General features: G+C 67.0%; 22 protein-coding genes. 15 read left to right on the forward strand and 7 right to left on the reverse strand.

Annotated features, from left to right (window positions below):
• Window position 1 precedes the first annotated feature (1 nt).
• A complete protein-coding gene (locus ABZ942_RS17415; protein ID WP_357382985.1) occupies window positions 2–1,081 on the forward strand; it encodes an amidohydrolase family protein in 1,080 nt (359 codons plus the stop codon).
• Between the two features lie 91 nt (window positions 1,082–1,172).
• The gene (locus ABZ942_RS17420; protein WP_357382987.1) at window positions 1,173–2,396 is read left to right on the forward strand and encodes an RtcB family protein; all 1,224 of its coding nucleotides are present in this window, start codon (window positions 1,173–1,175) and stop codon (window positions 2,394–2,396) included.
• 39 nt (window positions 2,397–2,435) lie between these two features.
• Here ABZ942_RS17420 and ABZ942_RS17425 read toward each other — a convergent pair whose 3' ends face one another.
• The gene (locus ABZ942_RS17425) at window positions 2,436–2,918 is read right to left on the reverse strand and encodes a hypothetical protein (protein WP_357382989.1); all 483 of its coding nucleotides are present in this window, start codon (window positions 2,916–2,918) and stop codon (window positions 2,436–2,438) included.
• Between the two features lie 147 nt (window positions 2,919–3,065).
• On the opposite strand from ABZ942_RS17425, the gene ABZ942_RS17430 reads away from it, so the two are divergent.
• The gene (locus ABZ942_RS17430; RefSeq protein ID WP_357382991.1) at window positions 3,066–3,992 is read left to right on the forward strand and encodes an alpha/beta hydrolase; all 927 of its coding nucleotides are present in this window, start codon (window positions 3,066–3,068) and stop codon (window positions 3,990–3,992) included.
• Here ABZ942_RS17430 and ABZ942_RS17435 read toward each other — a convergent pair.
• Entirely contained in the window at window positions 3,989–5,107 is a 1,119-nt protein-coding gene (locus ABZ942_RS17435) for a GGDEF domain-containing protein (protein WP_357382993.1), read from the reverse strand. The genes ABZ942_RS17430 and ABZ942_RS17435 overlap by 4 nt on opposite strands.
• A 314-nt stretch (window positions 5,108–5,421) precedes the next feature.
• On the opposite strand from ABZ942_RS17435, the gene ABZ942_RS17440 reads away from it, so the two are divergent.
• The 3 genes from ABZ942_RS17440 to ABZ942_RS17450 all read left to right on the forward strand — a co-directional run bounded on the left by ABZ942_RS17440 (window position 5,422) and on the right by ABZ942_RS17450 (window position 9,203).
• The gene (locus ABZ942_RS17440; RefSeq protein WP_357382995.1) at window positions 5,422–7,545 is read left to right on the forward strand and encodes an ATP-dependent DNA helicase RecQ; all 2,124 of its coding nucleotides are present in this window, start codon (window positions 5,422–5,424) and stop codon (window positions 7,543–7,545) included.
• Window positions 7,546–7,907: 362 nt separating this feature from the next.
• Entirely contained in the window at window positions 7,908–8,150 is a 243-nt protein-coding gene (locus ABZ942_RS17445; protein ID WP_357382997.1) for a hypothetical protein, read from the forward strand.
• A gap of 252 nt (window positions 8,151–8,402) precedes the next feature.
• Window positions 8,403–9,203 (forward strand): ketoacyl-ACP synthase III, encoded by an 801-nt coding sequence (locus tag ABZ942_RS17450; protein ID WP_357382999.1) that lies wholly within the window; start codon window positions 8,403–8,405, stop codon window positions 9,201–9,203.
• 9 nt (window positions 9,204–9,212) lie between these two features.
• Here the strand turns inward: ABZ942_RS17450 and ABZ942_RS17455 are convergent, their stop codons facing one another.
• From ABZ942_RS17455 to ABZ942_RS17465, 3 genes are all read right to left on the reverse strand, one after another.
• Window positions 9,213–9,416, reverse strand: coding sequence for a hypothetical protein (locus ABZ942_RS17455; RefSeq protein WP_357383001.1), 204 nt, complete (start codon window positions 9,414–9,416; stop codon window positions 9,213–9,215).
• 63 nt (window positions 9,417–9,479) lie between these two features.
• Window positions 9,480–9,788, reverse strand: coding sequence for a hypothetical protein (locus tag ABZ942_RS17460; RefSeq protein WP_357383003.1), 309 nt, complete (start codon window positions 9,786–9,788; stop codon window positions 9,480–9,482).
• A complete protein-coding gene (locus tag ABZ942_RS17465; RefSeq protein WP_150403078.1) occupies window positions 9,785–10,024 on the reverse strand; it encodes a DUF6364 family protein in 240 nt (79 codons plus the stop codon). The genes ABZ942_RS17460 and ABZ942_RS17465 overlap by 4 nt, the downstream gene beginning before the upstream one ends.
• An 85-nt stretch (window positions 10,025–10,109) precedes the next feature.
• On the opposite strand from ABZ942_RS17465, the gene ligD reads away from it, so the two are divergent.
• The 9 genes from ligD to ABZ942_RS17510 all read left to right on the forward strand — a co-directional run bounded on the left by ligD (window position 10,110) and on the right by ABZ942_RS17510 (window position 18,840).
• Entirely contained in the window at window positions 10,110–11,084 is a 975-nt protein-coding gene (gene ligD / locus ABZ942_RS17470; RefSeq protein ID WP_357383005.1) for a non-homologous end-joining DNA ligase, read from the forward strand.
• 368 nt (window positions 11,085–11,452) lie between these two features.
• A complete protein-coding gene (locus ABZ942_RS17475; RefSeq protein ID WP_357383007.1) occupies window positions 11,453–12,403 on the forward strand; it encodes a D-isomer specific 2-hydroxyacid dehydrogenase family protein in 951 nt (316 codons plus the stop codon).
• A 182-nt stretch (window positions 12,404–12,585) separates the two neighbouring features.
• Window positions 12,586–12,942, forward strand: a complete 357-nt coding sequence (locus tag ABZ942_RS17480; protein WP_357383009.1) for a nuclear transport factor 2 family protein — start codon at window positions 12,586–12,588, stop codon at window positions 12,940–12,942.
• Between the two features lie 47 nt (window positions 12,943–12,989).
• Window positions 12,990–13,409 carry a hypothetical protein gene (locus tag ABZ942_RS17485; protein WP_357383011.1) on the forward strand — a complete coding sequence of 140 codons (420 nt, stop codon included), beginning with the start codon at window positions 12,990–12,992 and terminating at the stop codon, window positions 13,407–13,409.
• 204 nt (window positions 13,410–13,613) lie between these two features.
• Window positions 13,614–14,567, forward strand: a complete 954-nt coding sequence (locus ABZ942_RS17490) for an alpha/beta hydrolase (RefSeq protein ID WP_357383013.1) — start codon at window positions 13,614–13,616, stop codon at window positions 14,565–14,567.
• Between the two features lie 2 nt (window positions 14,568–14,569).
• A complete protein-coding gene (locus tag ABZ942_RS17495; RefSeq protein ID WP_357383015.1) occupies window positions 14,570–15,475 on the forward strand; it encodes an SDR family NAD(P)-dependent oxidoreductase in 906 nt (301 codons plus the stop codon).
• A 7-nt stretch (window positions 15,476–15,482) separates the two neighbouring features.
• Entirely contained in the window at window positions 15,483–16,403 is a 921-nt protein-coding gene (locus ABZ942_RS17500; RefSeq protein ID WP_357383212.1) for a ferritin-like domain-containing protein, read from the forward strand.
• Window positions 16,404–16,408: 5 nt separating this feature from the next.
• A complete protein-coding gene (locus ABZ942_RS17505) occupies window positions 16,409–17,911 on the forward strand; it encodes an NAD(P)/FAD-dependent oxidoreductase (RefSeq protein ID WP_357383017.1) in 1,503 nt (500 codons plus the stop codon).
• Window positions 17,912–18,075: 164 nt separating this feature from the next.
• Window positions 18,076–18,840, forward strand: coding sequence for a MerR family transcriptional regulator (locus ABZ942_RS17510; protein ID WP_357383019.1), 765 nt, complete (start codon window positions 18,076–18,078; stop codon window positions 18,838–18,840).
• Between the two features lie 68 nt (window positions 18,841–18,908).
• Here the strand turns inward: ABZ942_RS17510 and ABZ942_RS17515 are convergent, their stop codons facing one another.
• Window positions 18,909–19,676 carry an ABC transporter permease gene (locus ABZ942_RS17515; protein WP_357383021.1) on the reverse strand — a complete coding sequence of 256 codons (768 nt, stop codon included), beginning with the start codon at window positions 19,674–19,676 and terminating at the stop codon, window positions 18,909–18,911.
• A gap of 26 nt (window positions 19,677–19,702) precedes the next feature.
• Entirely contained in the window at window positions 19,703–20,983 is a 1,281-nt protein-coding gene (locus ABZ942_RS17520) for a glycosyltransferase (protein ID WP_357383023.1), read from the reverse strand.
• Window positions 20,984–21,009: the final 26 nt, after the last annotated feature.

Genomic DNA, 21,009 nt, shown 5'->3' on the forward strand with positions numbered 1-21,009 from the left:
CGTGCTGACCGACGGCCTGACGCTCACCGATCACCACTGTCACGGCGTCGTCCCGCACGATCTGGACCGGGCCGGATTCGAGCGACTTCTCGGCGAGGGCGCCACCGGCAGCTTCGATTCCGCGATCGGCCTCGCGGTCCGCCGCTGGTGCGCACCGGCACTCGACCTACCGCCGCACGTCGGCCCGGACGCCTATCTGACCCATCGGGCCGAACTCGGCTGGCGCGAGGTCGCCGTGCGACTACTGGGCGCCACCGGCACCACCAGCTGGTTCATCGATACCGGATTCGGCGGCGGCACAGCGGAATTCAGCCAGCTGACCGATGGCGAGGTGCGCGAGGTGGTGCGCATCGAACACGTCGCCGAGCAGGTCATCGCCGAGGTGGGCGCGGGCAAGACTGTGTTCGATCACATCGAGGCCAGGCTGCGCGAACGTGCCCGAAATGCCGTCGGACTCAAAACCATCGTCGCCTACCGGTGCGGACTGGACTTTCCGCTACGCGAACGACCGCCGAAAACTGTTATCCCCCAACACCGTCTCACCGATCCGGACCTCCTCGGCTGGCTGATCGGTCTCGGCGCCCGCATCGGCGCCGAATTCGGCCTGCCGCTGCAATTCCACACCGGCTTCGGCGATACCGACCTGCGGCTGCATCGCGCGGATCCACTGCTGCTCACCGACTTTCTCCGCAAGACCGCGAATACCGGCCTCATCGTGATGCTGCTGCACTGCTGGCCATTTCATCGCAATGCCGCCTATCTTGCACACGCCTTCGGACATGTCCGGATGGATATCGGACTCACCGTCCCCTACGTCGGACATCGCACCCAGGCCGTGCTGGCCGAAGCGCTCGAACTCGCCCCGTTCCGTTCGCTGTGCTACTCGTCGGACGGCTACGGCCTGCCCGAACTGCACTTTCTCGGCGCCTTCTGGTGGCGTCGCGGCCTCGGCAGGCTGCTCGACGAATGGCTCGCCGAGGACCTGATCACCACCGCCGATGCCGAACGCCTGGCCGCGGGCATCGCCCACATCAACGCCGAGGACTCTTATCCGAGCACCCCGCCCAGTAACACCGAGTAGAAATACTCGCCCACCACCCGTATTTAATCGAGTGCGATAAGCCGCGTCGATCTTTACCGTTGATCAGGAAAACCAACGAAAGGATCGACAAATGTTTCCCGTCGAGCTGCGCGGCACCCGCGCGCAGACGCTTATGTGGGCCGAAGAGCACGCGGTCGAGCAGGCCGCGCTGCAGCAGCTGCGGAATATCGCCGCGCTGAAATGGGTCCACGGCGTCCGCGTGATGCCGGACGTGCACCTCGGCAAGGGGGCAACGGTCGGCTCGGTGATCGCGATGAAGGACGCGGTGTCCCCGGCCGCGGTCGGCGTGGACATCGGCTGTGGCATGGAGAGCGTCAAGACCGACCTCACCGCCGCGGATCTGCCGGACGACCTGCGTTCGCTGCGGTCCCGGATCGAGGCCGCGGTCCCGGTCGGTTTCAACGCGCACGACAGCTCGGTCAACGTGACCAAGCTCGGTGGCGAGGTTTCCGCACTGGGCGCGAGCACCGCGACGCTGCGTGCGGGCTGGGACAACTTCTGGGGCTCGTTCGCCTCGCTCGATGACGGCGTGCAGAACCGAGAGGCCAAGGCGCACAAGCAGATGGGCACGCTCGGCGGCGGCAACCACTTCATCGAGGTCTGCCTCGACCAGGACGACGCGGTGTGGATTCTGCTGCACTCGGGCAGCCGCAATATCGGCAAGGAACTCGCCGAGCGGCACATGGCCGTGGCACGGACGCTGTCGCACAACGTCGACCTGCCCGATCGCGACCTGGCCGTATTCCTCTCGGGGACAACGGAAATGGACGCCTACCGCCGCGACCTCACCTGGGCGCAGGAGTACGCCGCACGCAACCGCGCGGTGATGCTGGCCCTGGTATGCCGTGCGGTGCGCGACGAATTCGCCGGGCGCCCGGTGCGTTTCGATCAGCCGATCAGTTGCCACCACAACTATGTGGCCGAGGAGCTCATCGACGGCATCCCGATGCTGGTGACCCGTAAGGGCGCGGTCCGGGCGGGCGCGGGTGATCTCGCGCTGATTCCGGGTTCGATGGGCACCCGCTCATATGTGGTGCGCGGCAAGGGAAATCCGGCCTCGTTCCAGTCGGCTTCGCACGGCGCGGGTCGGCGGATGAGCCGTAACGCGGCGAAGAAGCAGTTCACCGTCGCCGATCTGGTCGCCCAGACCGAGGGCGTCGAGTCGCGCAAGGACGCGGGCGTGGTCGATGAGATCCCGGCCGCATACAAGGACATCGACGAGGTCATCGCCGCACAGCGCGACCTGGTCGACGTCGTCGCGACGCTGCGGCAGGTGCTCTGCGTCAAGGGCTGAATTCGGGCCGCGCCCACCGGATGTGGGCGCGGCCTCGATTCACTTGCGCCGCAGGGTGGCCGCGAAGGCCGCGCCGAGCAGGAACATGCCGGTGAGCAGCGCGAAGCCGTTCAATATCCAATTGTGCAGTGCGAGATGGAAATCGTCGGACAGCTCGGGCAGGTTCTCGATCTGGCGGTAGGTGTCGTCCGGGAAGACGATGTGCAGAATCCCGGGGATCAAACCCCACACCAGGCCCGCGATCGCCGTGCCCACCGGGGAGAACGCGGCCAGCGCCGCCACCAGGAACAACAGCACCGCGCCGCCGATGATCTGGAAGTTCGAACCCCACCGGTCCGCCGAGCTGCCCAGGATGACCCACTGCCTGGTGTCCAGCGCGCCGTGCGCGGATAGCCCGACCCCGATCGGGGTGATCACCAGCGAGATCAGCGTGCCGGTGAGCGTCCGGCCGAAGCCGCTGCGACTCTGGAACTGGCTGCCTGGCGGCGACCAGCCCGCCGGCGGCTGGTATTGGCTCGACATGGTTGGCCTCCTGCGCGGACCCCGCTTTCGGGATCGTCTCGGCCCTATTGTCCGCTGTTCATGGTCATTTCGCGTCGAATGCCGCGCCGATTCAGCTCTGGGCCGCGACCGGGGAGACGCGCACGTCATGACTGGTTACCATCGGGTATGCGCCAGCAACAACGAGGTTCGGGCTCGACCATCCACCCCGGGGCGGCCGCGGAGCCCCCGGCTATTGCGGGTGTTCGCCGATACTTCGTCAGCGCACGCGGCGTCGACTTCCACGTGACCGAGGCCGGGCCCGCCGACGGTCGGCCGGTGGTCGCGCTGCACGGGTGGCCGCAGCATCACTACGCCTATCGCCATCTGCTGGCCGACCCACCGGAAGGTCTGCGGATCATCGTCCCGGATCTGCCGGGTTATGGCTGGTCCGGTCCGGCGCCGCATCGATGGGCCAAAGACGATGTGGCCTCCGATGTGCTGGCGTTGCTCGATGAGCTCGGGCTCGATCACGTGTTGCTCATCGGCCACGATTGGGGCGGTTACATCGGACACCTCATGGTGTTGCGGGAGCCGGAGCGGTTCGACGGATACCTGGTGCTGAACATGGCCCATCCTTGGCAGACACCACGCAGCTTCCTGCCGCATCTGTGGCGGTTCCTGGTCTATCAACCGCTCGTCGCCACGTTCGGGCAGTATCTGCAGCAGCGCACCCGAGTACTCGAGGTGATGCTGGCCAAGGGTGTCAAGAATCGTGCCGAGTTCGGGCCGGAAGTTGTTCGCGCGTATGCCGATCGGTTCCGCGATCCGGATGTCGCGCGCGCCGGAGTCGACACCTATCGCACCTTTTTGCTCCGCGAACTGCCGCGCGGTGCACGGCACGGGGAAACGCGCCGCGCGACTATTCCGATCCGCGCCCTGTTCGGTGTCGACGACAGTGCCGTTCACCACTCGCTGGCCGCAGCCGAAACCGCGAAAGCCGATGACTACACACTGGAGCGGGTAGCGAACTGTGGTCACTTCATCGCCGAGGAACGGCCCGATCTGATCCGCGCCCGCCTGATCACGCTCGCCGAGGAAACCGCCGCAACCTAAGCCGACCGCGTCACATCATGGTGGTCGATGCCCTGCAGCGCCGTGATGTGCTCGACCACAACGGTATTGCCGCCCCGCTGTTTCGCCTGATACATCGCACTGTCGGCGCATCGGATCAGATCCTGCACCAGTTGACGGCTTTGCCGGTAGCCGTCGGCACCCGCGTCGGCGACGGCGATGCCGATGCTGGCGGTGACCGAAATCGACCCTACGGGTTCGGCGACGGCATTGCGTAACCGCTCGGCGGCGTCGACCGCGGTCGGGACGGGCAAGCGCGCGACGATCGCGAATTCCTCACCGCCGAGCCGGGAAACGATGCTGTGGGTAGGCGCCGTGTGCTGCAACCGATCGGCCGTGCGCACCAGCACCTTGTCGCCCGCGGAGTGCCCGAAGGTGTCGTTGACAGCTTTGAACCGATCCAGGTCGACCATCATCACGCAGACCGGCACCGGCCCGGACCCGCCGACCAGCATTGCGGAGTGGTACTCGAAGCCGCGTCGGCTCAACAGCGTCGTCAACGGATCGGAGAGCATGTCGCTGCGCAGCACCCAGTAGCAGAACTGCAGTCCCGGCGGCACCACCGTGGCCGCGACCATGCCGAGGATCATGATCACCGCCGACGCGGCATCGCCGACGCCGAACAGCGGAATCGACAACACCGCGGCCGATGCCAGCGACCATGCCGTGTGCCCGGCGAGCACCTGCGGACTATGGAAGGCACTGACGTAGATGCCGACGATCAACAACAGCATCATCCCGACCGACCGGACGACATAGCCGGGGCTCAGCACGCAGACCAACGTGATGCACAGGTCGCCGACCGCGAGCAGCGTCAGCGATTCCACTCGGCTCGGCCACGGCAACCACCACCAGCGCACCACCCACACGATCGCCGCCACCACAATGCACCAGAGCACTGTGCGACCGAACACGTTCTGCGGTCCCGCCGACGACGTCACCGTCAGCACGCTGATCAGCGGCGTCGCCAGCCCGCACAGGCCGATCGCGAATTTCACCACGCCGAGCGCCGAGCGGTCTGCGAGGGCGTTCACCACCCAGCGATAGTCGACGCCGTCGTGCCACCAATCCCGCAGCAATCGCAGATAGTCGTTCATGACCGCGCACCGCCCACGCTCGGCTCGGTCACGCGCGGTGCGCGCTGTGATATGACTCGCTCGCTACGCTCGGTCATTCGACTCGTCCTCGGCGTCGACGGGGAAGCCTCGTATCGTTTCGAACCGCACTCACTTGTGGTGAACGCCGCCGCGGAAGCCGGTGATCGCGGTGTCATCGCGGCGATTCACGCAGTGTAGGACAGATCGCCGCACATACCGAGAGTCCGACCGGTATCGATGTCGACAGGCCCGGTCGGGGCGGGCGCGCGCGACGAGCGCGGTTGCTGTCGGTACCGTCGGGCACGATGGAGCGCATGACCACGGCGACCGGTGTCCCGGCGATCGACCTCACCGCACCCGACCTTCGCGAGCGCGCGGAACACCTGCTGCGCGAGCTGGCCGGACCCGACGCTCGGCTACGGGAGGATCAGTGGACGGCGATCGAGGCGCTGGTGGTGCAGCGGCGCCGCGCGCTGGTGGTGCAGCGCACCGGCTGGGGTAAGTCTGCGGTCTACTTCATCGCCGCCAAGCTGCTGCGCGGGGCCGGGCGCGGGCCGACGGTGATCGTGTCGCCGTTGCTCGCGCTGATGCGTAACCAGGTCGCCGCCGCGCAACGGGCGGGTGTGGTTGCCGCGACGATCAATTCGGGCAATGTCACCGAATGGGATGAAATACACACGCAGGTCGCGTCCGGCGAGGTGGACGTGCTGCTGGTCAGCCCGGAGCGGCTGAACAATCCGGACTTCCGCGATCAGGTATTGCCGAAGCTGGCCGCCGACGCCGGTCTCGTGGTGATCGACGAGGCGCACTGTGTCTCGGACTGGGGTCACGACTTCCGGCCCGACTATCGGCGGATCCGCACGCTGATCGCCGACCTCGGCTCGGACGTGCCGGTGCTGGCCACCACCGCGACCGCGAACGACCGGGTGGTCACCGATGTCGCCACGCAGATCGGCACCGACACCCTGGTGTTGCGCGGCACGCTGGACCGCGAGTCGCTGCACCTGTCGGTGGTGCGGTTCGCCGACGCGGTGGAACGGACCGCCTGGCTCAGTGGACATCTGCGCACGCTGACCGGCTCGGGAATCGTCTACACGCTCACCGTCGCGGCCGCGCACGACCTGGCCGACGTGCTGAACTCGCACGGACACACCGTCGCCGCCTACACCGGCCAGACCGATCCCGCCGAACGCGAAGCGCTGGAGCAGGCGCTGTTGAACAACGAGGTGAAGGCGCTCATCGCCACCTCGGCGCTCGGGATGGGTTTCGACAAGCCCGATCTCGGCTTCGTCGTGCATGTCGGCGCGCCGTCCTCACCCATCGCCTACTACCAGCAGGTCGGTCGCGCGGGCCGTGGCACCGAGCGTGCCGAGGTGGTGCTGCTGCCCGGGCCGGAGGACGCGCGGATCTGGAGTTACTTTGCCTCCGTTGCCTTTCCGCGCGAACACATCGTCCGCTCGGTCCTCGACGCACTCGATACCGACCGCGCTATGTCGACAGTCGCGCTGGAACCGCTGGTCGAGCTGAACCGCTCCCGGCTGGAGATGGTGCTCAAGGTGCTCGACGTGGACGGTGCGGTGCGCCGGGTGCGCGGCGGCTGGCTCGCCACCGGCCAGCCGTGGATCTACGACACCGAACGCTACGAGCGACTGTCCGAGGCGCGCGAGGTCGAACAGCAGGCGATGGTCGACTATCAGTCGACGGCCGCCTGCCGGATGGAGTTCCTGCGCGGTCAGCTCGATGACCCGGGATTGGCTGCGGAACAGTCGGACTCGTCCGGCTGCGGTCGCTGCGACAACTGCACCGGCACCAAGCCCGACGTCTCGGTGGACGCCGAGGCGGTCGCCGCCACCCGGGCCCGCCTCGACCGCCCCGGACTGGACCTGAGCCCGCGCAAGCAGTGGCCGACCGGCATGGCGAAGCTCGGTGTTCCGTTGTCCGGCAAGATCACCGGCGGCGCCGAGACCGGCCGGGTGCTCGGCAGGCTCACCGACCTCGGCTGGGGTCAGCGCCTGCGCACCCTGCTCGACGGACCCGATGATCCCATCCCCGAGAAGGTCTTCGAAGCCTGCGTCGCCGTGCTGCGCGACTGGAAATGGACCACCCGCCCGACCTCGGTACTGGCCCTCGAATCCCCCCGCTACCCGGTACTGACCGCCACCCTCGCGGCAGGCCTCGCCGAGATCGGCCGCCTGAACGACCTCGGCACCCTACCCAACCGCCCGGACCGCCCACCGGTATCCGCCGCCAACTCGGCCCACCGCGTAGCGGGCCTGTTCGACTCCTGGGACGTCCCCGACCTCACCAACGTCGAAGGCCCAATCCTGCTGGTAGACACCCTCTCCGACACCGGCTGGACCCTCACCCTCGCCGCCCACGCCCTCCGCACCGCAGGCGCGGACGCCGTATTGCCGTTCGCCCTCGCGTCGGTCACCTAGACGAACCAAACCATCGAGTCGAGTCGTTTGGTCGCTAAACGATCTTCAACAACGACCATATGACTCGTCTCGATGGCATCAACAACCATATGACTCGCCTCGATTTCCCCAGCATCTCTGAACCGGACCACAGCCAGTCTTCACGCTGGAACTCACACGCTGCCCATCACAGGCTGCGGAAGAGAAGGCCGGGTACCCCACCTGACGCGCCCAGCACTACTCCGGTCATCCGATGAGCTGTCGAAAACCTCTGGGGCAGCAGACTATCGGAGGTCTCTCTGTACACGGACCCGAATCAGTACAGTTAAGAGACCCCGGAAAGGTTCACCTATCCGGGCAAGTGCTGCTTAGGGCTCCATGCGATGGTCGACGCGGATCGGATCAGCCCCGAGCTCGCCGCGGCGTTCCCGGAAATCGGTCGGACACTGAGCAGTTGGCCGCAACTGGCGTCCGATGTCGCGCTCGGCGGCGCACTCGTTGCGGAGGCTGCACGGCGCATTCTGCTCGGAGTGCCGTGCGAATCCGGGCGGTTCTATATCGATCTCGAGGCTTTGATCGCGCCGGAGCACAACACCGTCGCGCCGCTCGAGAGCGCGTTCGCATGAACACGGTGCTGGACGAGCCGGTACTGCGGATCGCACCGGTCCGTCCGGCGATCCCGATTGCGTTGGCGGGCACCGGAATACACCTGCCAGATCGGGTCATCACCAACGAGCAACTCACCCGAACGCTGGACACGACCGACGAGTGGATCGTGGACCGCACCGGCATCCGGGAACGTCGCCGGCTGGCCGCGGATCTGGCGGTCTCGGACATGGCCGCCGCGGCGGCGCGCTCCGCACTGACCGACTCGGCCCTTGCGGGCGGCCGACCTCGACGCGGTCATCGTGGCCAGCTACACCTCGGATCAACCGCTGCCGTCCACGGCGCTGATCGTCAAAGAACAGATCGGGGCACACCACGCGCTGCCGCTCGACATCACCCAGGCCGCCTGCGCCAACGGACTGCAGGCAATCCTGGTGGCGGCGCACCTCTTACAGGTGTCGGCACGGGCGGTCCTGGTCGTGGCGGCCGACTGCGCCTCGCGGGTCACCGACCCGCGCGACCAAACCACCGGGGTGTTCTTCGGCGATGCCGCGGGCGCCGTCGTGCTCACCCGCACCGAGTCCGCCGGCGCCGGTTTGCTCGCCTGGGACTTCGGCTCGCAGCTGTCCTATGACGTGGAGATCCGGGCGGGTGGCTCGCGGCTGCCGACCACCGAACACACCGTCGCAGACCGGGAACATTATCTCCGGATGGACGGACGGGCGGTGTGGGCGACCGCGACAAGTCAACTGCCGCACAGCATTCGCACCGCCGTGGCGGGAGCTGGTCTGCCGGTCACCGAGATCGACCATTTCTTCCTGCACCAGGCCAACCTGAATATCCTCACGGCGGCCATGAACGAACTCGAGGTGCCGATGGAGCGGGCGCCGATCACCCTCGACCTGCTCGGCAATACCGGCTCCGCCGGTGTTTTCACCGCACTGCATCATGCCAGCATCCGTGGCCGTATTCGCCCAGGCGATACTTACCTGATGTCTGCCATCGGTGCCGGATTCCAGTGGGGCACACTGTGTTTTCGGCATCCGACGGCCGATTCGGGCGAATTGGGCTGAGCGGCGCGGTTATTGGCGGGAGTCCGGGAAGGTGATCGTCTTCGGGTCTGGTTCGATCCGTCGGGTCGCGCTCAGGTGGTCGTCCGGAGGCAACGGGCGTCGGGGTTCGCGGACGCCCGCGGTGCCGCCGCCACCTTCCCGACCTGGTCGGCCGCCGCCGGTGGTCACCTTGCCGCCCAACAATCTTCGAATGGCTCGCAATAGTTTTCTCATGAGGTCCAGTGTGCTCGCCGGACGGGCGGGCACAACGGTGTTCGCGGGCAGCGAAGCTGCTGGTTACAGGCTGAGGGTGGCGCGCAACCTGGCGTCGAGTGATTCGGATTCGGTGGTCGTCAGTTCGCCGAGTTGCTCGGTGAGCCAGGGACGGTAGGCGCGGTGTAGTTCGAGGGTGTCGGCCCAGCCGTGTTCGGTGTGCGTCGCCAGGACATGGCCGGGGTCGGCGTCGCGCAGTGGGACGACGTGCAGCCAGCGGTAAGGCGAGGTGATCACCGCCGAGTCGGAGACCAACACGACCGACATGCGTCGTGGCAGCGGGGTGCCGTCGCGCAGTGCCGGGGAATAGCGCCAGACCTCGCCCCGTCTCATGCGGCGCCGCGGGCGTCGGTTTCGGCGGCCTCGGTGACGTTCAAGTCGTCGTAGGCCGCGGCCTGTTCGGCGGCGTCGTCGACCGCCAGCTTGGCCAGGCTGTCGTGCACGAGCGCGGTGCGCAGCGAGGCGTTGATCACCGAGGACAGGCTGCGATTCTGCTGGTCGGCCGCCTGTTTTGCCCATTCGGCCACCTGCGGATCCAGCGTCACGGTCACACGCGTCGCCTTACTCATACCGTCATGCATACCAGAGTGCTGCACATTGCGAAGCGCGTTTTCGGACGGCGAGCGGGTTGCCTGGTCGGCTATCGTCGGACGCGTGGCCAGCAAGGCTGCGGCGTCGGCCATCGAACTGGATGTCGGCGACCGCACGATCCGCATTTCCAACCCGGACCGGGTGTATTTCCCGGAGACCGGCGCGACGAAGCTCGACCTGGTGCAGTACTACCTGAGCGTCGGCGACGGCATCGTCCGCGCGCTGCGCGATCGGCCGTGCATGCTGCACCGCTTCCCGAAGGGTCTGGCCGGGGACAAGGTCCATCAGAAGCGACTGCCCGCGGGCGCGCCGGACTGGATCAACACCGTGCGCGTCTACTTCCCCCGCTACAGCAGGCACGCCGACGAGCTCTGCGTGAACGAGCTGGCCGACGTCATCTGGGCCGTGCAGATGTCGACGGTCGAGTTCCATCCATGGAACTCCCGCGCGGCCGACACCGAGAGCCCCGACGAGTGGCGCATCGACCTGGATCCGATGCCGGACTGCCCGTGGTCGCGGGTGCAGCGAGTGGCCGGGGTCGCGCACGAGGTGCTCGATGAGCTCGGCGCGGTCGGCTGGCCGAAGACGTCCGGCGGCAAGGGTTTACACATCTATGTCCGCATCGCACCGAACTGGGGTTTCAAGGAGGTGCGCCGCGCCGCACTCGCCTTCGCCCGCGAGGTCGAACGCCGCGCCCCCGACGACGTGACCACCACCTGGTGGCGCAAGGACCGCGACCCGAAGCTGCTGTTCGTCGACTACAACCAGAACGCCCGCGACCACACCATCGCCGCCGCCTACTCCGTGCGCGGCGTACCGACCGCCACCGTCTCCACCCCGATCCGCTGGGACGAGATCCCCGACGTCGACCCCCGCGACTTCACCATCAAAACCGTCCCCACCCGCTTCGCCGAACTCGGCGACCTGCACGAGGGCATCGACGACGCCGTCTTCGAAATAGATCAACTCCTCGAATGGGCCGACCGCGACAAGGTCGACACCGACCTCGACCAGGAAACCGACCTCGACGAGCACTGACCCATCCGCTGGGCCGAGCACCCCACCGCGCACAAATTGTCCCGCCGCGCACAACTCGGCCAGCAATTCCATGCGCGCCAGGCAAACTCACGCGCGCCAGGCAAACTCACGCGCGCCGTCGGCCATGCGGCGCGCTCCCGGTGCGCCGTTGGTGTTGGGAACACCGCGCACTGATTCTCCTGCCGCGCATGGAATTGCTGGCGAATTTGGGCGCGCGGAGCGGGACGGTGCGCGGCATGGCCCCGAGAGAAGGCGCAGGCCGGGGCGGTACTGCGCCGGGTGGCGGATCGGCTTCGGTGATAACGTCGCTGCGGCGCTGTCACCGGCGTCGCGCGCATCCGCTGTACTGCTCCGAAGGAGGTCTATCCATGAGCCGACCGGCAGTAGCGATAGCGATCGGGCCGGCCGACCCGCCGCCCGCGTTGTTGGCGAAGGCAGTTGCGGACGGCGGCGCGACGGTGACCGAGCTCGATGCGGCGCGAGGCCTGATCTGGGTGGGGACGCCCGGGCAGTTCCCGAATGAGTTACCGGACACGATCGAGTGGGTGCAGCTGTCCGCGGCGGGCGTGGAGGAATGGTTCGACGCGGGCGTCATCGCGGCCCATCCTAAGGTGCAATTCACTTCCGCCGCAGGAGCTTTCGCGGCCAGCGTGGCCGAGCACGCGCTGATGCTGCTGCTTGCCGGGGTGCGTTATCTGCCCGAGCAGCTGCGCGCGGCCAGCTGGCGGAAGCAGGATTTCATCCCGCATATCGGTTCGTTGCGCGGCAAGACGGTCACCATCGTCGGCGCGGGCGGCATCGGGCGGGCGCTGATCCCCATGCTCACTCCACTCGGCGCGCATGTGATCGCGGTCAACCGGTCCGGCCGTCCCGTCACCGGGCCCGGTATCCCCGACACTGTCGAGACGATCTCCACCGACCACCTCTCCCGAGTGTGGCCGCGCACCGACCACGTGGTCGTCGCCGCCCCGGCTACCGCCGCGACCAACCATCTCATCGACGCGGACGTGCTCGCCCGGCTGAAGCCGCACTCGTGGGTCATCAATATCGCCCGCGGCAGTCTGATCGACACCGACGCTTTGGTCACCGCGCTCGCTTCCGGCGCAATCGCGGGCGCCGGGCTGGACGTCACCGAGCCAGAGCCCTTGCCGGACGGTCACCCACTGTGGGTTCTCCCGAATGCCATTGTGACGCCGCATGATTCGAATCCGCCACAGCTGCGCCTGGCCGCCTTCGCCGACCATGCGGGCGCGAACGTCGAGCGATTCGTCAACGGGAAAGAACTACTGGCCCCGATAGATCCGGACCGCGGCTACTGAAAACCGCGACGGGACATAGCGGCGTGTAAGACGCCGCCGTGTCCCGCCCGGCGACATACGTATACGACGGCGAAAAGTACTTATAGATGACTGATTCGGGGCACCCCCCTGCGGCCATAACGTAGTTCCTGTCAGCAAGAACGACAGCGAAACCGCAGATCACAGCCCCGAAGGAGCTCATCGTGAACACCATCGTCGCCCAGTACCTGGAAGCCTGGAACACCACCGACGCCGCCGATCGCAAGGCCGCGATCGCCCGGGTCTTCACCGAGTCCGCCGGCTACACCGACCCGCTGATGGCGGTCGCCGGGCACGACGCCATCGACGCCGGAATCGCCGCCGCGCAAGCACAATTCCCCGGCTGGACGTTCCGCCTGGCCGGCCCGGTGGACGCGCACCACGACCAGGTCCGGTTCACCTGGGAGCTCGGGCCCGCCGACGAGCCCGCCGTGGTTGTCGGCTTCGACGTGGCCATCGTCGAGGACGGCCGGTTCGCCAACGTATACGGCTTCCTCGACAAGGTCCCCGCCGCAGCCTGACCAAACCTGCTCCACCACAAGCTTATTCACCGAAGGAAACCTCTGCCATGACCACCACCGCCCCGTCCTACCTGTCCACTGTCATGACTCCCGGCCCGCAGCTGCTTCGCCTCTCGCTCCGCTTGGACGCCGTGGTCACCGGCGTCAACGGCCTGGCCTACCTCGCACTGGCCAAGCCGCTGGAGTCACTGCTCGGCCTGGACACCGAGATCGGCATTCCGATCGGGATCTTCCTGACGCTGTACGGCGTGGCGGTGGCGATCATCGGCACCAGGCGGTCGATCAGCACCGGCGCCACCCGCGTGGTGATCGCGGGCAACGCCGCCTGGGTGGTGGTCAGCCTCGCCGCGCTCGTCGAAGGCGCGTTGGAGCTGAATCTGGTCGGCTCGGTCTGGGCGGTCATGCAGGCGGTCACCGTCGGCGGATTCGCCGCCCTGCAGTACCTGGGCCTGCGCAAAGCTCAGTAACCGACAAACCTGACAACGGCCGCGGTACCAGCAGGTCTGCTGGTACCGCGGCCGTTTTCGCAGGTCAGACCGTATCACAATAAGCCTGCAACAAATGTGCCATTGACAACTGGCACATTCATCGATGATTCTGAACGCATGACAAGGTCAACGAGGACCTCGATCCCCGGGGGTCGACAGCAGACGGGGCGGGTTAGCCCAGGCGTGCCAACCACGGCCTCGACGCGGGCCACCGTGGCCGCGGCGGTCACCCGGCTGGGGTTGCGTCCGCTGAACAACGCGGTGCCGATGAACGCCCCGGGAGTCTGGTTCGCCCGCAAGCTCGTCGCCACCTTCATGGCCGTCGGCGGCCCGGTGCCACGCGGCACCGCCGTCACCCCGGTTCGGTCCGGACCGGTGCGCGGCGAATGGGTCCGTGCCGCCGGCGTCGCCTTCGGCAAGCGCGCCATCTACTACATCCACGGCAGTGCGTACGTCATCTGCTCGGCGCGCACCCATCGCGGGCTGGCCGCGCAGTTGTCGCGCAAGACCGGACTCCCGGTCTTCGTCGTCGACTACCGGCTCGCCCCGGAACACCGGTTCCCAGCGGCTGCCGACGACATCGAGGCCGGTTACCGCTGGCTGCTCGACCGCGGCTATGCGGCGAACGACCTGGTGATCGCCGGTGATTCGGCGGGCGGGCACCTCGCGCTCGACCTGCTCATCGAGAACGACCGCCATCACATTCCGCAGCCGGCGGCCGTGGCGATGTTCTCGCCGCTGTTCGACCTCACGTTGAAGCTGGCCGCCGAACAGGAACGGCGCCACCGTGATCCGCTCATCTCGGCCGAGGCCGCGAGCCGGATGCCGCGCGAGTACACGCTGGGTCTGCCCGACGACCTGCCGCGGCTGCGGCTGACGGTGCCGAAGGGAATGCCCTTGCCGCCCATGCTCGTTCAGGTCGGCGGAACCGAAATGCTCAAGGCCGACGCGCGGGCGCTCTGCGAGACGGTGCGCGCCGCGGGCGGTAACTGCGAACTAGAAATATGGCCCGGTCAGGTGCACGTCTTCCAGGCGCTGCCGACGCTGGTGCCCGAAGCCGATCGGGCCCTGACCCGCGCGGCCGAGTTCTTGCGCGCGACCCTGGCCGACCGCACTGTCTCCGAGAAGGTGAGCTGATCATGTTCGGACTGGAAAAGCTGCTGCCGCTTGGCAATCGGCCGCGGCGCACGTACGGCGCGCGGGCGGTGGTGACCGGCGCGGGCAGCGGCATCGGCCGGGCCTTCGCGCTGGAGATCGCCGATCGCGGCGGCCAGGTGATCTGCGCCGACATCGATGAGACACGGGCCGATCAGACCGTCGCGCTGATCGAGCGCAAGCATCCCGGCACCGCGCACGCGTTCCGCTGCGATGTGGCGCACCGTGCGGACGTGGAAAACCTTGCGCGCTTTGCCGAATCGCTGTTCGAACGCCCGGTCAGCCTGGTAATCAACAACGCCGGTGTCGGCATCGGCGGAAAGCGCGTCGGCCAGGTCGGTTTCGAGGACTGGGAGTGGGCCCTCGGCATCAACCTGTGGGGCGTGGTGCACGGGTGTGAGGTGTTCACGCCGCAGCTGCGCGCCGCGCGCCGGGGCGGAATCATCAATGTCGCCTCCGCGGCCGGGTTCGCAGCTGCCCCATCGATGGCCGTCTACAACGTGTCCAAGGCAGGCGTGATGTCGCTGTCGGAGACGATGGCGGCCGAGCTGAGCGGCACCGGCGTCGCGGTCACCGTGCTGTGCCCCACCTTCGTGAAAACCAATGTGGCCAAGGATGGTCGGATCACCCAGCAGTCGGCGAGCCTGGCCGACACCCTCATGCGCTGGACCGGCTTCTCCCCGGAATCGGTCGCCCGCAGCACCCTCGACGCGCACGACCGTGGGCAGCTGTATGTGCTGCCGCAGCTGGACGCCCATGTCGTCTGGCGGCTCAAGCGCTACTTCCCCGCCCAGTACACCTATGTCCTCGGCCTCCTGGATCGGGTGCTGCCCCAGGACAACTCCCTCGCCACCGACCACACCTCGGTCACCGACAAGACAGGAGTCTGACATGGCCATCACGATGGACTTCGACGACATGCTCGCCAAGATCAAGGACCGGCAGTGGGCGCTGGCCGATATCGATTGGGACGCACCGGGCGCCGAGACGATCTCGCCCGAGCTGCACGCCAAGCTCAAGCCGTTCATGGCCGATCTGATGTGGATCGAGAACGTCGGCGCGCGTGGCTTCGCCGCGATGGCGAAGAAGGCTCCCACCGAGACGCTGCGCGAGATCTACCGCTATTTCCACGCCGAGGAGCAGCGGCATGCGAATGCCGAACTGGCGCTGATGCGGCGCTGGGGCATGCTCGACGGCGACGAGATCCCGCAGCCGAACGTGAACGTCAAGCTGGTGATCGACTTCCTGGACAAGTACGCCGACGGCATGTCGCTGTCGTTCCTTGGCACCGTCATTCCGATGCTCGAGGTCGCGCTGGATGGCGCACTGGTCAAGTTCATCATGGACGAGATCCACGACCCGGTCTGTCAGGAGGTCTTCAAGAAGATCAACAACGACGAATCCCGGCATCTGGCCGTCGATTTCGCGGTGATGGACGTGCTCGGGCACGCCCAGATCCGCAAGCTGGCCACCGATCTCGTCGGCGGCTGGCTGAAGCCGTCGCTGATCATCGGCGTGCTGAGCTATGTGCCGCTGCTGAACAAGATGCGCGACAACATCGTCGAGATGGGCGTCGACGAGGAGAAGCTGTACTCGGCGCTCAAGCGCTACGCCAATGTCGGTGAGCGCAGCGAATTCGCGCGCAGGCTGCCGATGTATCAGCTGGTGAAGATGCAGGGCGGCTGGGTGATCGACCGCGGCCACCCGTATCACCTGTTCGCCGACGCGCTGGTGAAGATCACCGCCAGGGTGCCGAAGGCACTGCTGCGCAGGGACCCGACCTGGGTCAAGGAAGTCACCTACGAGCCGGCGGCATGAGGCGGATGAACAACAACACACTCGACGTCGCCATCATCGGCGGCGGCTTCGCCGGTATCGGCGCCGCGATTCGCCTGAAGCAGAAGGGAATCGACGGGTTCGCCATCTTCGAGCGCGGCGACGCGATCGGCGGCACCTGGCGCGACAACACCTATCCCGGTGCGGCGTGCGACATTCCGTCGCGGTTGTACTCCTACAGCTTCGCGCCGAACCCGGACTGGTCGCACACCTACTCGGGCAGCAACGAAATCCTCGGCTATATCGAGTCGATGGCCGCCGAGTTCGGGCTCGGACCATATTTCCGGTTCGGCAGCAACGTATCCGGCATCGTCTTCGACGAGGAGGCCGGACAGTGGGAGATCACCATCGACGGCCAGGGCACCGTACGCGCCCGCGCGGTCGTGCTCGCCTCGGGACCGTTGGCCAATGCCAGCTTTCCGAATATCCGCGGGATAGACGAGTACGCCGGGCACAAGATCCACAGTGCCCGTTGGGATCACGACTACGACTTCACCGGCAAGAAGGTCGCGGTTGTCGGTACCGGGGCCAGTGCGGTGCAGATCATTCCCGAGTTGGTCGATAAAGCCGCCTCGGTCAAGGTCTTTCAGCGCACGCCGGGCTGGGTGCTACCGCGGGTCAACCGGCGCACCAACGCGATGACCAAGGAGATCTACCGCCGAGTGCCCGCCGCCGAACAGCTGGCTCGACAGGCCTGGTTCTACGGACACGAGTCGGTCGCGCTCGGCGTCGTCTGGAACACGCCGCTGACCAGGGTCGTCGAACTGGTCGGCAAGGCCCAATTGCACAGGCAGGTCAAGGATCCCTGGCTGCGGCGCCAGCTGACACCGGACTTCCGGGCGGGCTGCAAGCGGCTGCTGATGACCGACGACTACTACCCGGCCCTGCAGCGGGACAACTGCAAGCTGATCACCTGGCCCATCGCCAAGCTCTCCGAGCGTGGCATCCGCACCGCCGAAGGTGTTGAGCACCAAGCCGATTGCATCGTCTTCGCGACCGGCTTCGACGTGTCCAAGACCGGTACGCCGATCCCGGTCGTCGGTCGAGACGGCCGGGTGCTCGCCGATGAGTGGTCGGGCGGTGCGTACGCCTACAAGAGTGTCGCGGTGTCCGGGTACCCGAACCTGTTCCTCACGTTCGGACCGAATTCGGGGCCCGGCCACAACTCGGCGCTGGTGTACATGGAGGCGCAGATCGACTACGTGGTCAGTGCCGTCGGCACCATCCTGGAACAGGATCTGCGCGTCCTCGACGTCCGCAAGGACCGGCAGGACCGCTACAACGCGGGCATGCAGCGCAGGCTGACCAGCACCACCTGGAACTCGGGCTGCCGCAGCTGGTATCTCACCGAGGACGGTTTCAACGCGACCATGTACCCCGGGTTCGCCACGCAGTACGTCAATCAACTGCGGACCGTCGACCTCGCCGACTACACGGTGGTCGCGTCGGACCGGAATGTTCGCAAGCCCCGGATCGCGGCGGTTTCCTAGATGACGGGTGCCGGCGGCCTTGGCGATAGACTCGGTCGGTCACGCGGCGTGAGCGACAGGTCCGGAGGCGGTAGCTTGGGGCCTGTGAACGCCGCAATTGAGCATTGACCGCGTTATTCGGCCGCCGGCAACCCGGCGCTGTGGTGGGCGAGGAGGTGGAATCGATGGAGTACCGCATCGATGACCTCGCGCGCGCCGCGGGCACCACCACCCGCAATGTGCGTGCCTACCAGGAACGCGGCCTGCTGCCCCCGCCCGTCGGCAAGGACGGGCGGGCCAGCATCTACGACAATTCGCACCTGGAGCGGCTGCGGCTGATCGACGCGCTGCTGCAGCGCGGTTTCACCACCGCGCACATCGGCGACTTCATCACCAGTTGGGAAACCGGCAAGGACCTCACCGAGGTGCTCGGCCTGCAGCACGCGGTGACGGCGTCCTGGGCCAAGGACGAGACCTTCGAGGTCCCCCGCGAGCTGATCGGCACCATTCTCGGCGCCGAGGCCGACGAACTCGTCGACCGCCTGCGCGAGATGAAACTGGTCCGGCTGGAAGGTGACACCGTGGTGTTCACCGAAACCCAACTGCTCACCTCGTTCGCCGAGCTGCACGAGTACGGCCTGGAACTGCGCACCCTCATCGAGATCTACGCCAAGGTCGCCGACCGCATCGACGACATCACCCACATCATGATCACCGCCGCCAAACAGCACATCATCGATGAACACGGCCCCGGCTGGCTCCCTGACACCAGCAGCGAAATCGCCGATACCACAACAATGTTGAGCAAGATGCGCGAATTGGCCGTAGCCTCGGTCCACTCCACCCTCGCCCGCTCCCTCGACGTGACCCTGCGCCACGAACTGGGCGACTACCTCGCCACTGCCGCCGAACGCGAACGCGCCAGGACGGATTCACACCCCGACTCCTGAGGTGCTGATGCTATCAACGCGCCAGGTAGATGGCACGGGCGTACCATCAACGGCAACACCGCGCGGTTTCAGATGCGGGAGCGATGCGCGAATAGTGCTGCGGCGCAGGTGTATCCGAGAACAGCCAGGCCGACGGACCAGACCACCGCGAGGACTGCACTGTTGCCTGAATCGGATCCGTTGAGCAGTGCGCGGAGGGTATCGATCACCGGGGTCGCGGGTTGACGTTCGGCGAAGCCGTGGAGCCAGGAGGGCATGGAGGCGGTCGGTACGAAGGCGCTGCTGATGTAGGGGATGAACATGATGGCGTAGGTGAATCCACCTGCCGCTTCAGGGTTTTGGGCCAGTAGACCCAGTGCGACCGCTATCCAGGTGATTGCGTGAACGAAGAGAAGGGTTATCACGAGTGCGCCCAGCCATGCGAAAGGGCTTGCGGTGGGTCGGAATCCCAGCAGCAGGCCGACCGTGACCACAATGGCGACGGCGAGCATGTTGCGTAGGACGCCTTCGCCCACGTGTCCAGTCAGCAGAGCTTGCCGGAAGATCGGCAAGGTGCGAAAGCGGTCGACGGCACCGGTCCGTAGGTCGGTCGCGACCGCGGTGGCGGTGATCGATGCGCCGAAACCAGTGCACAGCAGGATGATTCCGGGGATTACGTAGTCGATGTAGGGCCCGTGCACCTGAATCGCGCCGCCGAATACATAGACGAACAGCAGCATGATCAGCACCGGCAGCAGCACTGAGATGAGCAGGGTGTCTCGGCTGCGCAGCGTGTGCCGCACTGCCCGCCGGAACATGACGGCGGAATCGGTGCAGGCCGTTGCCAGCTGGCTCATCCGACCGCCAGCGAGCAGGCGCCTGCTCACCCGGCGGCTGCCTCGACGATATCGGCCGTTCGCGGCGTGGCGTCCGCGTGCGATTGCAGTTCTCCGGCAAGGGCTTTCGCGCGCTGCGCGGTACCCTGTTCGAGCAGGGTGCGCACTCCTGCTTGCAGCCTTTCGCGGTCGAGTTTGCGGAAGCTCAGATGTGCGCCGACGCCGAGACGTTCGACCTGGGCGCCCCACATCGGCTGGTCGAACGACACCGAGCAGACCAGCGTCGGCAAGCCCGCGCGCAGGCTCTCGAAGGTGGTGCCGATGCCGCCGTGATGGACGGCGGCGGCACAGACCGGGAAGACGATGTCGTGCGCGACCGGGCCGACAACCTTCACCCGCGCACCGGTTTCCGCGTCGGTGGCGGCCAGATCACTCCAGCCCGCACTCACCAAGCCGCGGATGCCGAGACTCTCGCACACCTCCTCGACGATGGCCAGCACGGCGTGGGTGTCCCGGATGGGCATGCTGCCGAAGCCGAAATACACCGGCGGCTCGCCCTCGCCGATCCAGGCGATCACCTCGCCGTGATCGGCGGCCAGCTCGCCGAGGGCTTCGCGCGCGGTCCGTTCCAGCGGGAGGAAGCCGACGAGCGGCCGCCGCTCGCCCCACTCCTCGGCCAGGCCGGGCACCAGGGCAGGGTCATAGATCTGCACCTCGGGCACGCCCTCGCGGGCGAGCACGGCGGCCGGGCTCGCGGTCGAGCGCGGCAGACCGAGTTCCTTGCGGAGCTGGTTGAGGTACTTCATGAAGACGATCCGGCGTAGGTTCTCGGCGAGTAACCAGGTGGCCTGATTGACCACGCCGGGCGGCTGCCAGTCCGACGGCAGCGCGCCGGGGAACGGATAGACGGCGTTCTTCCGGCACGGAAAGCCGTGCAGCGAGACCAGCGGCACCCGCATCGCCTCGGCGACCGACGCGGCCCGGTCCTCGGTGAGCATCGTCGACACGATGATGTCCGCGTTGGCGCAGACGTCGATCACCTCGCGATTCATCTGCTCGGCGTAATCGGCCATCTGCTTGCCGACCAGTTGCATCAGCCGGAAGCTACTGCCCGCGGCCAGCGCCTGCTGGCCTTCGTCGGAGGAGTAGAGCCGTTGCACGTCCGGCCCGCAGCTGACGGCGGCCAGGCCGGTGCGGGTGGCGAAATCGACCAGATTCGGCGGTGCGCCGAGTAAGACGTCGTGGCCGCGTCTGCGCAGCTCGAGCCCGAGTGCCACCGCGGGTTGCACGTCGCCGCGGGTGCCCGTCAGCGGAATCGCCACTCTCATGCAAGCTCCTGTCGCGCCGCGCCTCG

Origin of the sequence: Nocardia sp. NPDC046473 (assembly GCF_040645995.1) — a bacterium.
GTDB lineage: Bacteria > Actinomycetota > Actinomycetes > Mycobacteriales > Mycobacteriaceae > Nocardia.

Bases quoted from the DNA above. Each gene is read 5' to 3' on its own strand.
- ABZ942_RS17475 (WP_357383007.1), top strand. From the start codon at position 11,453: ATGAGCCGACCGGCAGTAGCGATAGCGATCGGGCCGGCCGACCCGCCG.
- ABZ942_RS17485 (WP_357383011.1), top strand. From the start codon at position 12,990: ATGACCACCACCGCCCCGTCCTACCTGTCCACTGTCATGACTCCCGGC.
- ABZ942_RS17520 (WP_357383023.1), bottom strand. From the start codon at position 20,983: ATGAGAGTGGCGATTCCGCTGACGGGCACCCGCGGCGACGTGCAACCC.
- ABZ942_RS17465 (WP_150403078.1), bottom strand. From the start codon at position 10,024: ATGAGTAAGGCGACGCGTGTGACCGTGACGCTGGATCCGCAGGTGGCC.
- ABZ942_RS17460 (WP_357383003.1), bottom strand. From the start codon at position 9,788: ATGAGACGGGGCGAGGTCTGGCGCTATTCCCCGGCACTGCGCGACGGC.
- ABZ942_RS17440 (WP_357382995.1), top strand. From the start codon at position 5,422: ATGACCACGGCGACCGGTGTCCCGGCGATCGACCTCACCGCACCCGAC.
- ABZ942_RS17510 (WP_357383019.1), top strand. From the start codon at position 18,076: ATGGAGTACCGCATCGATGACCTCGCGCGCGCCGCGGGCACCACCACC.
- ABZ942_RS17455 (WP_357383001.1), bottom strand. From the start codon at position 9,416: ATGAGAAAACTATTGCGAGCCATTCGAAGATTGTTGGGCGGCAAGGTG.
- ABZ942_RS17505 (WP_357383017.1), top strand. From the start codon at position 16,409: ATGAACAACAACACACTCGACGTCGCCATCATCGGCGGCGGCTTCGCC.
- ABZ942_RS17445 (WP_357382997.1), top strand. From the start codon at position 7,908: ATGGTCGACGCGGATCGGATCAGCCCCGAGCTCGCCGCGGCGTTCCCG.
- ABZ942_RS17420 (WP_357382987.1), top strand. From the start codon at position 1,173: ATGTTTCCCGTCGAGCTGCGCGGCACCCGCGCGCAGACGCTTATGTGG.
- ABZ942_RS17495 (WP_357383015.1), top strand. From the start codon at position 14,570: ATGTTCGGACTGGAAAAGCTGCTGCCGCTTGGCAATCGGCCGCGGCGC.
- ABZ942_RS17425 (WP_357382989.1), bottom strand. From the start codon at position 2,918: ATGTCGAGCCAATACCAGCCGCCGGCGGGCTGGTCGCCGCCAGGCAGC.
- ABZ942_RS17515 (WP_357383021.1), bottom strand. From the start codon at position 19,676: ATGAGCCAGCTGGCAACGGCCTGCACCGATTCCGCCGTCATGTTCCGG.
- ABZ942_RS17435 (WP_357382993.1), bottom strand. From the start codon at position 5,107: ATGAACGACTATCTGCGATTGCTGCGGGATTGGTGGCACGACGGCGTC.
- ABZ942_RS17430 (WP_357382991.1), top strand. From the start codon at position 3,066: ATGCGCCAGCAACAACGAGGTTCGGGCTCGACCATCCACCCCGGGGCG.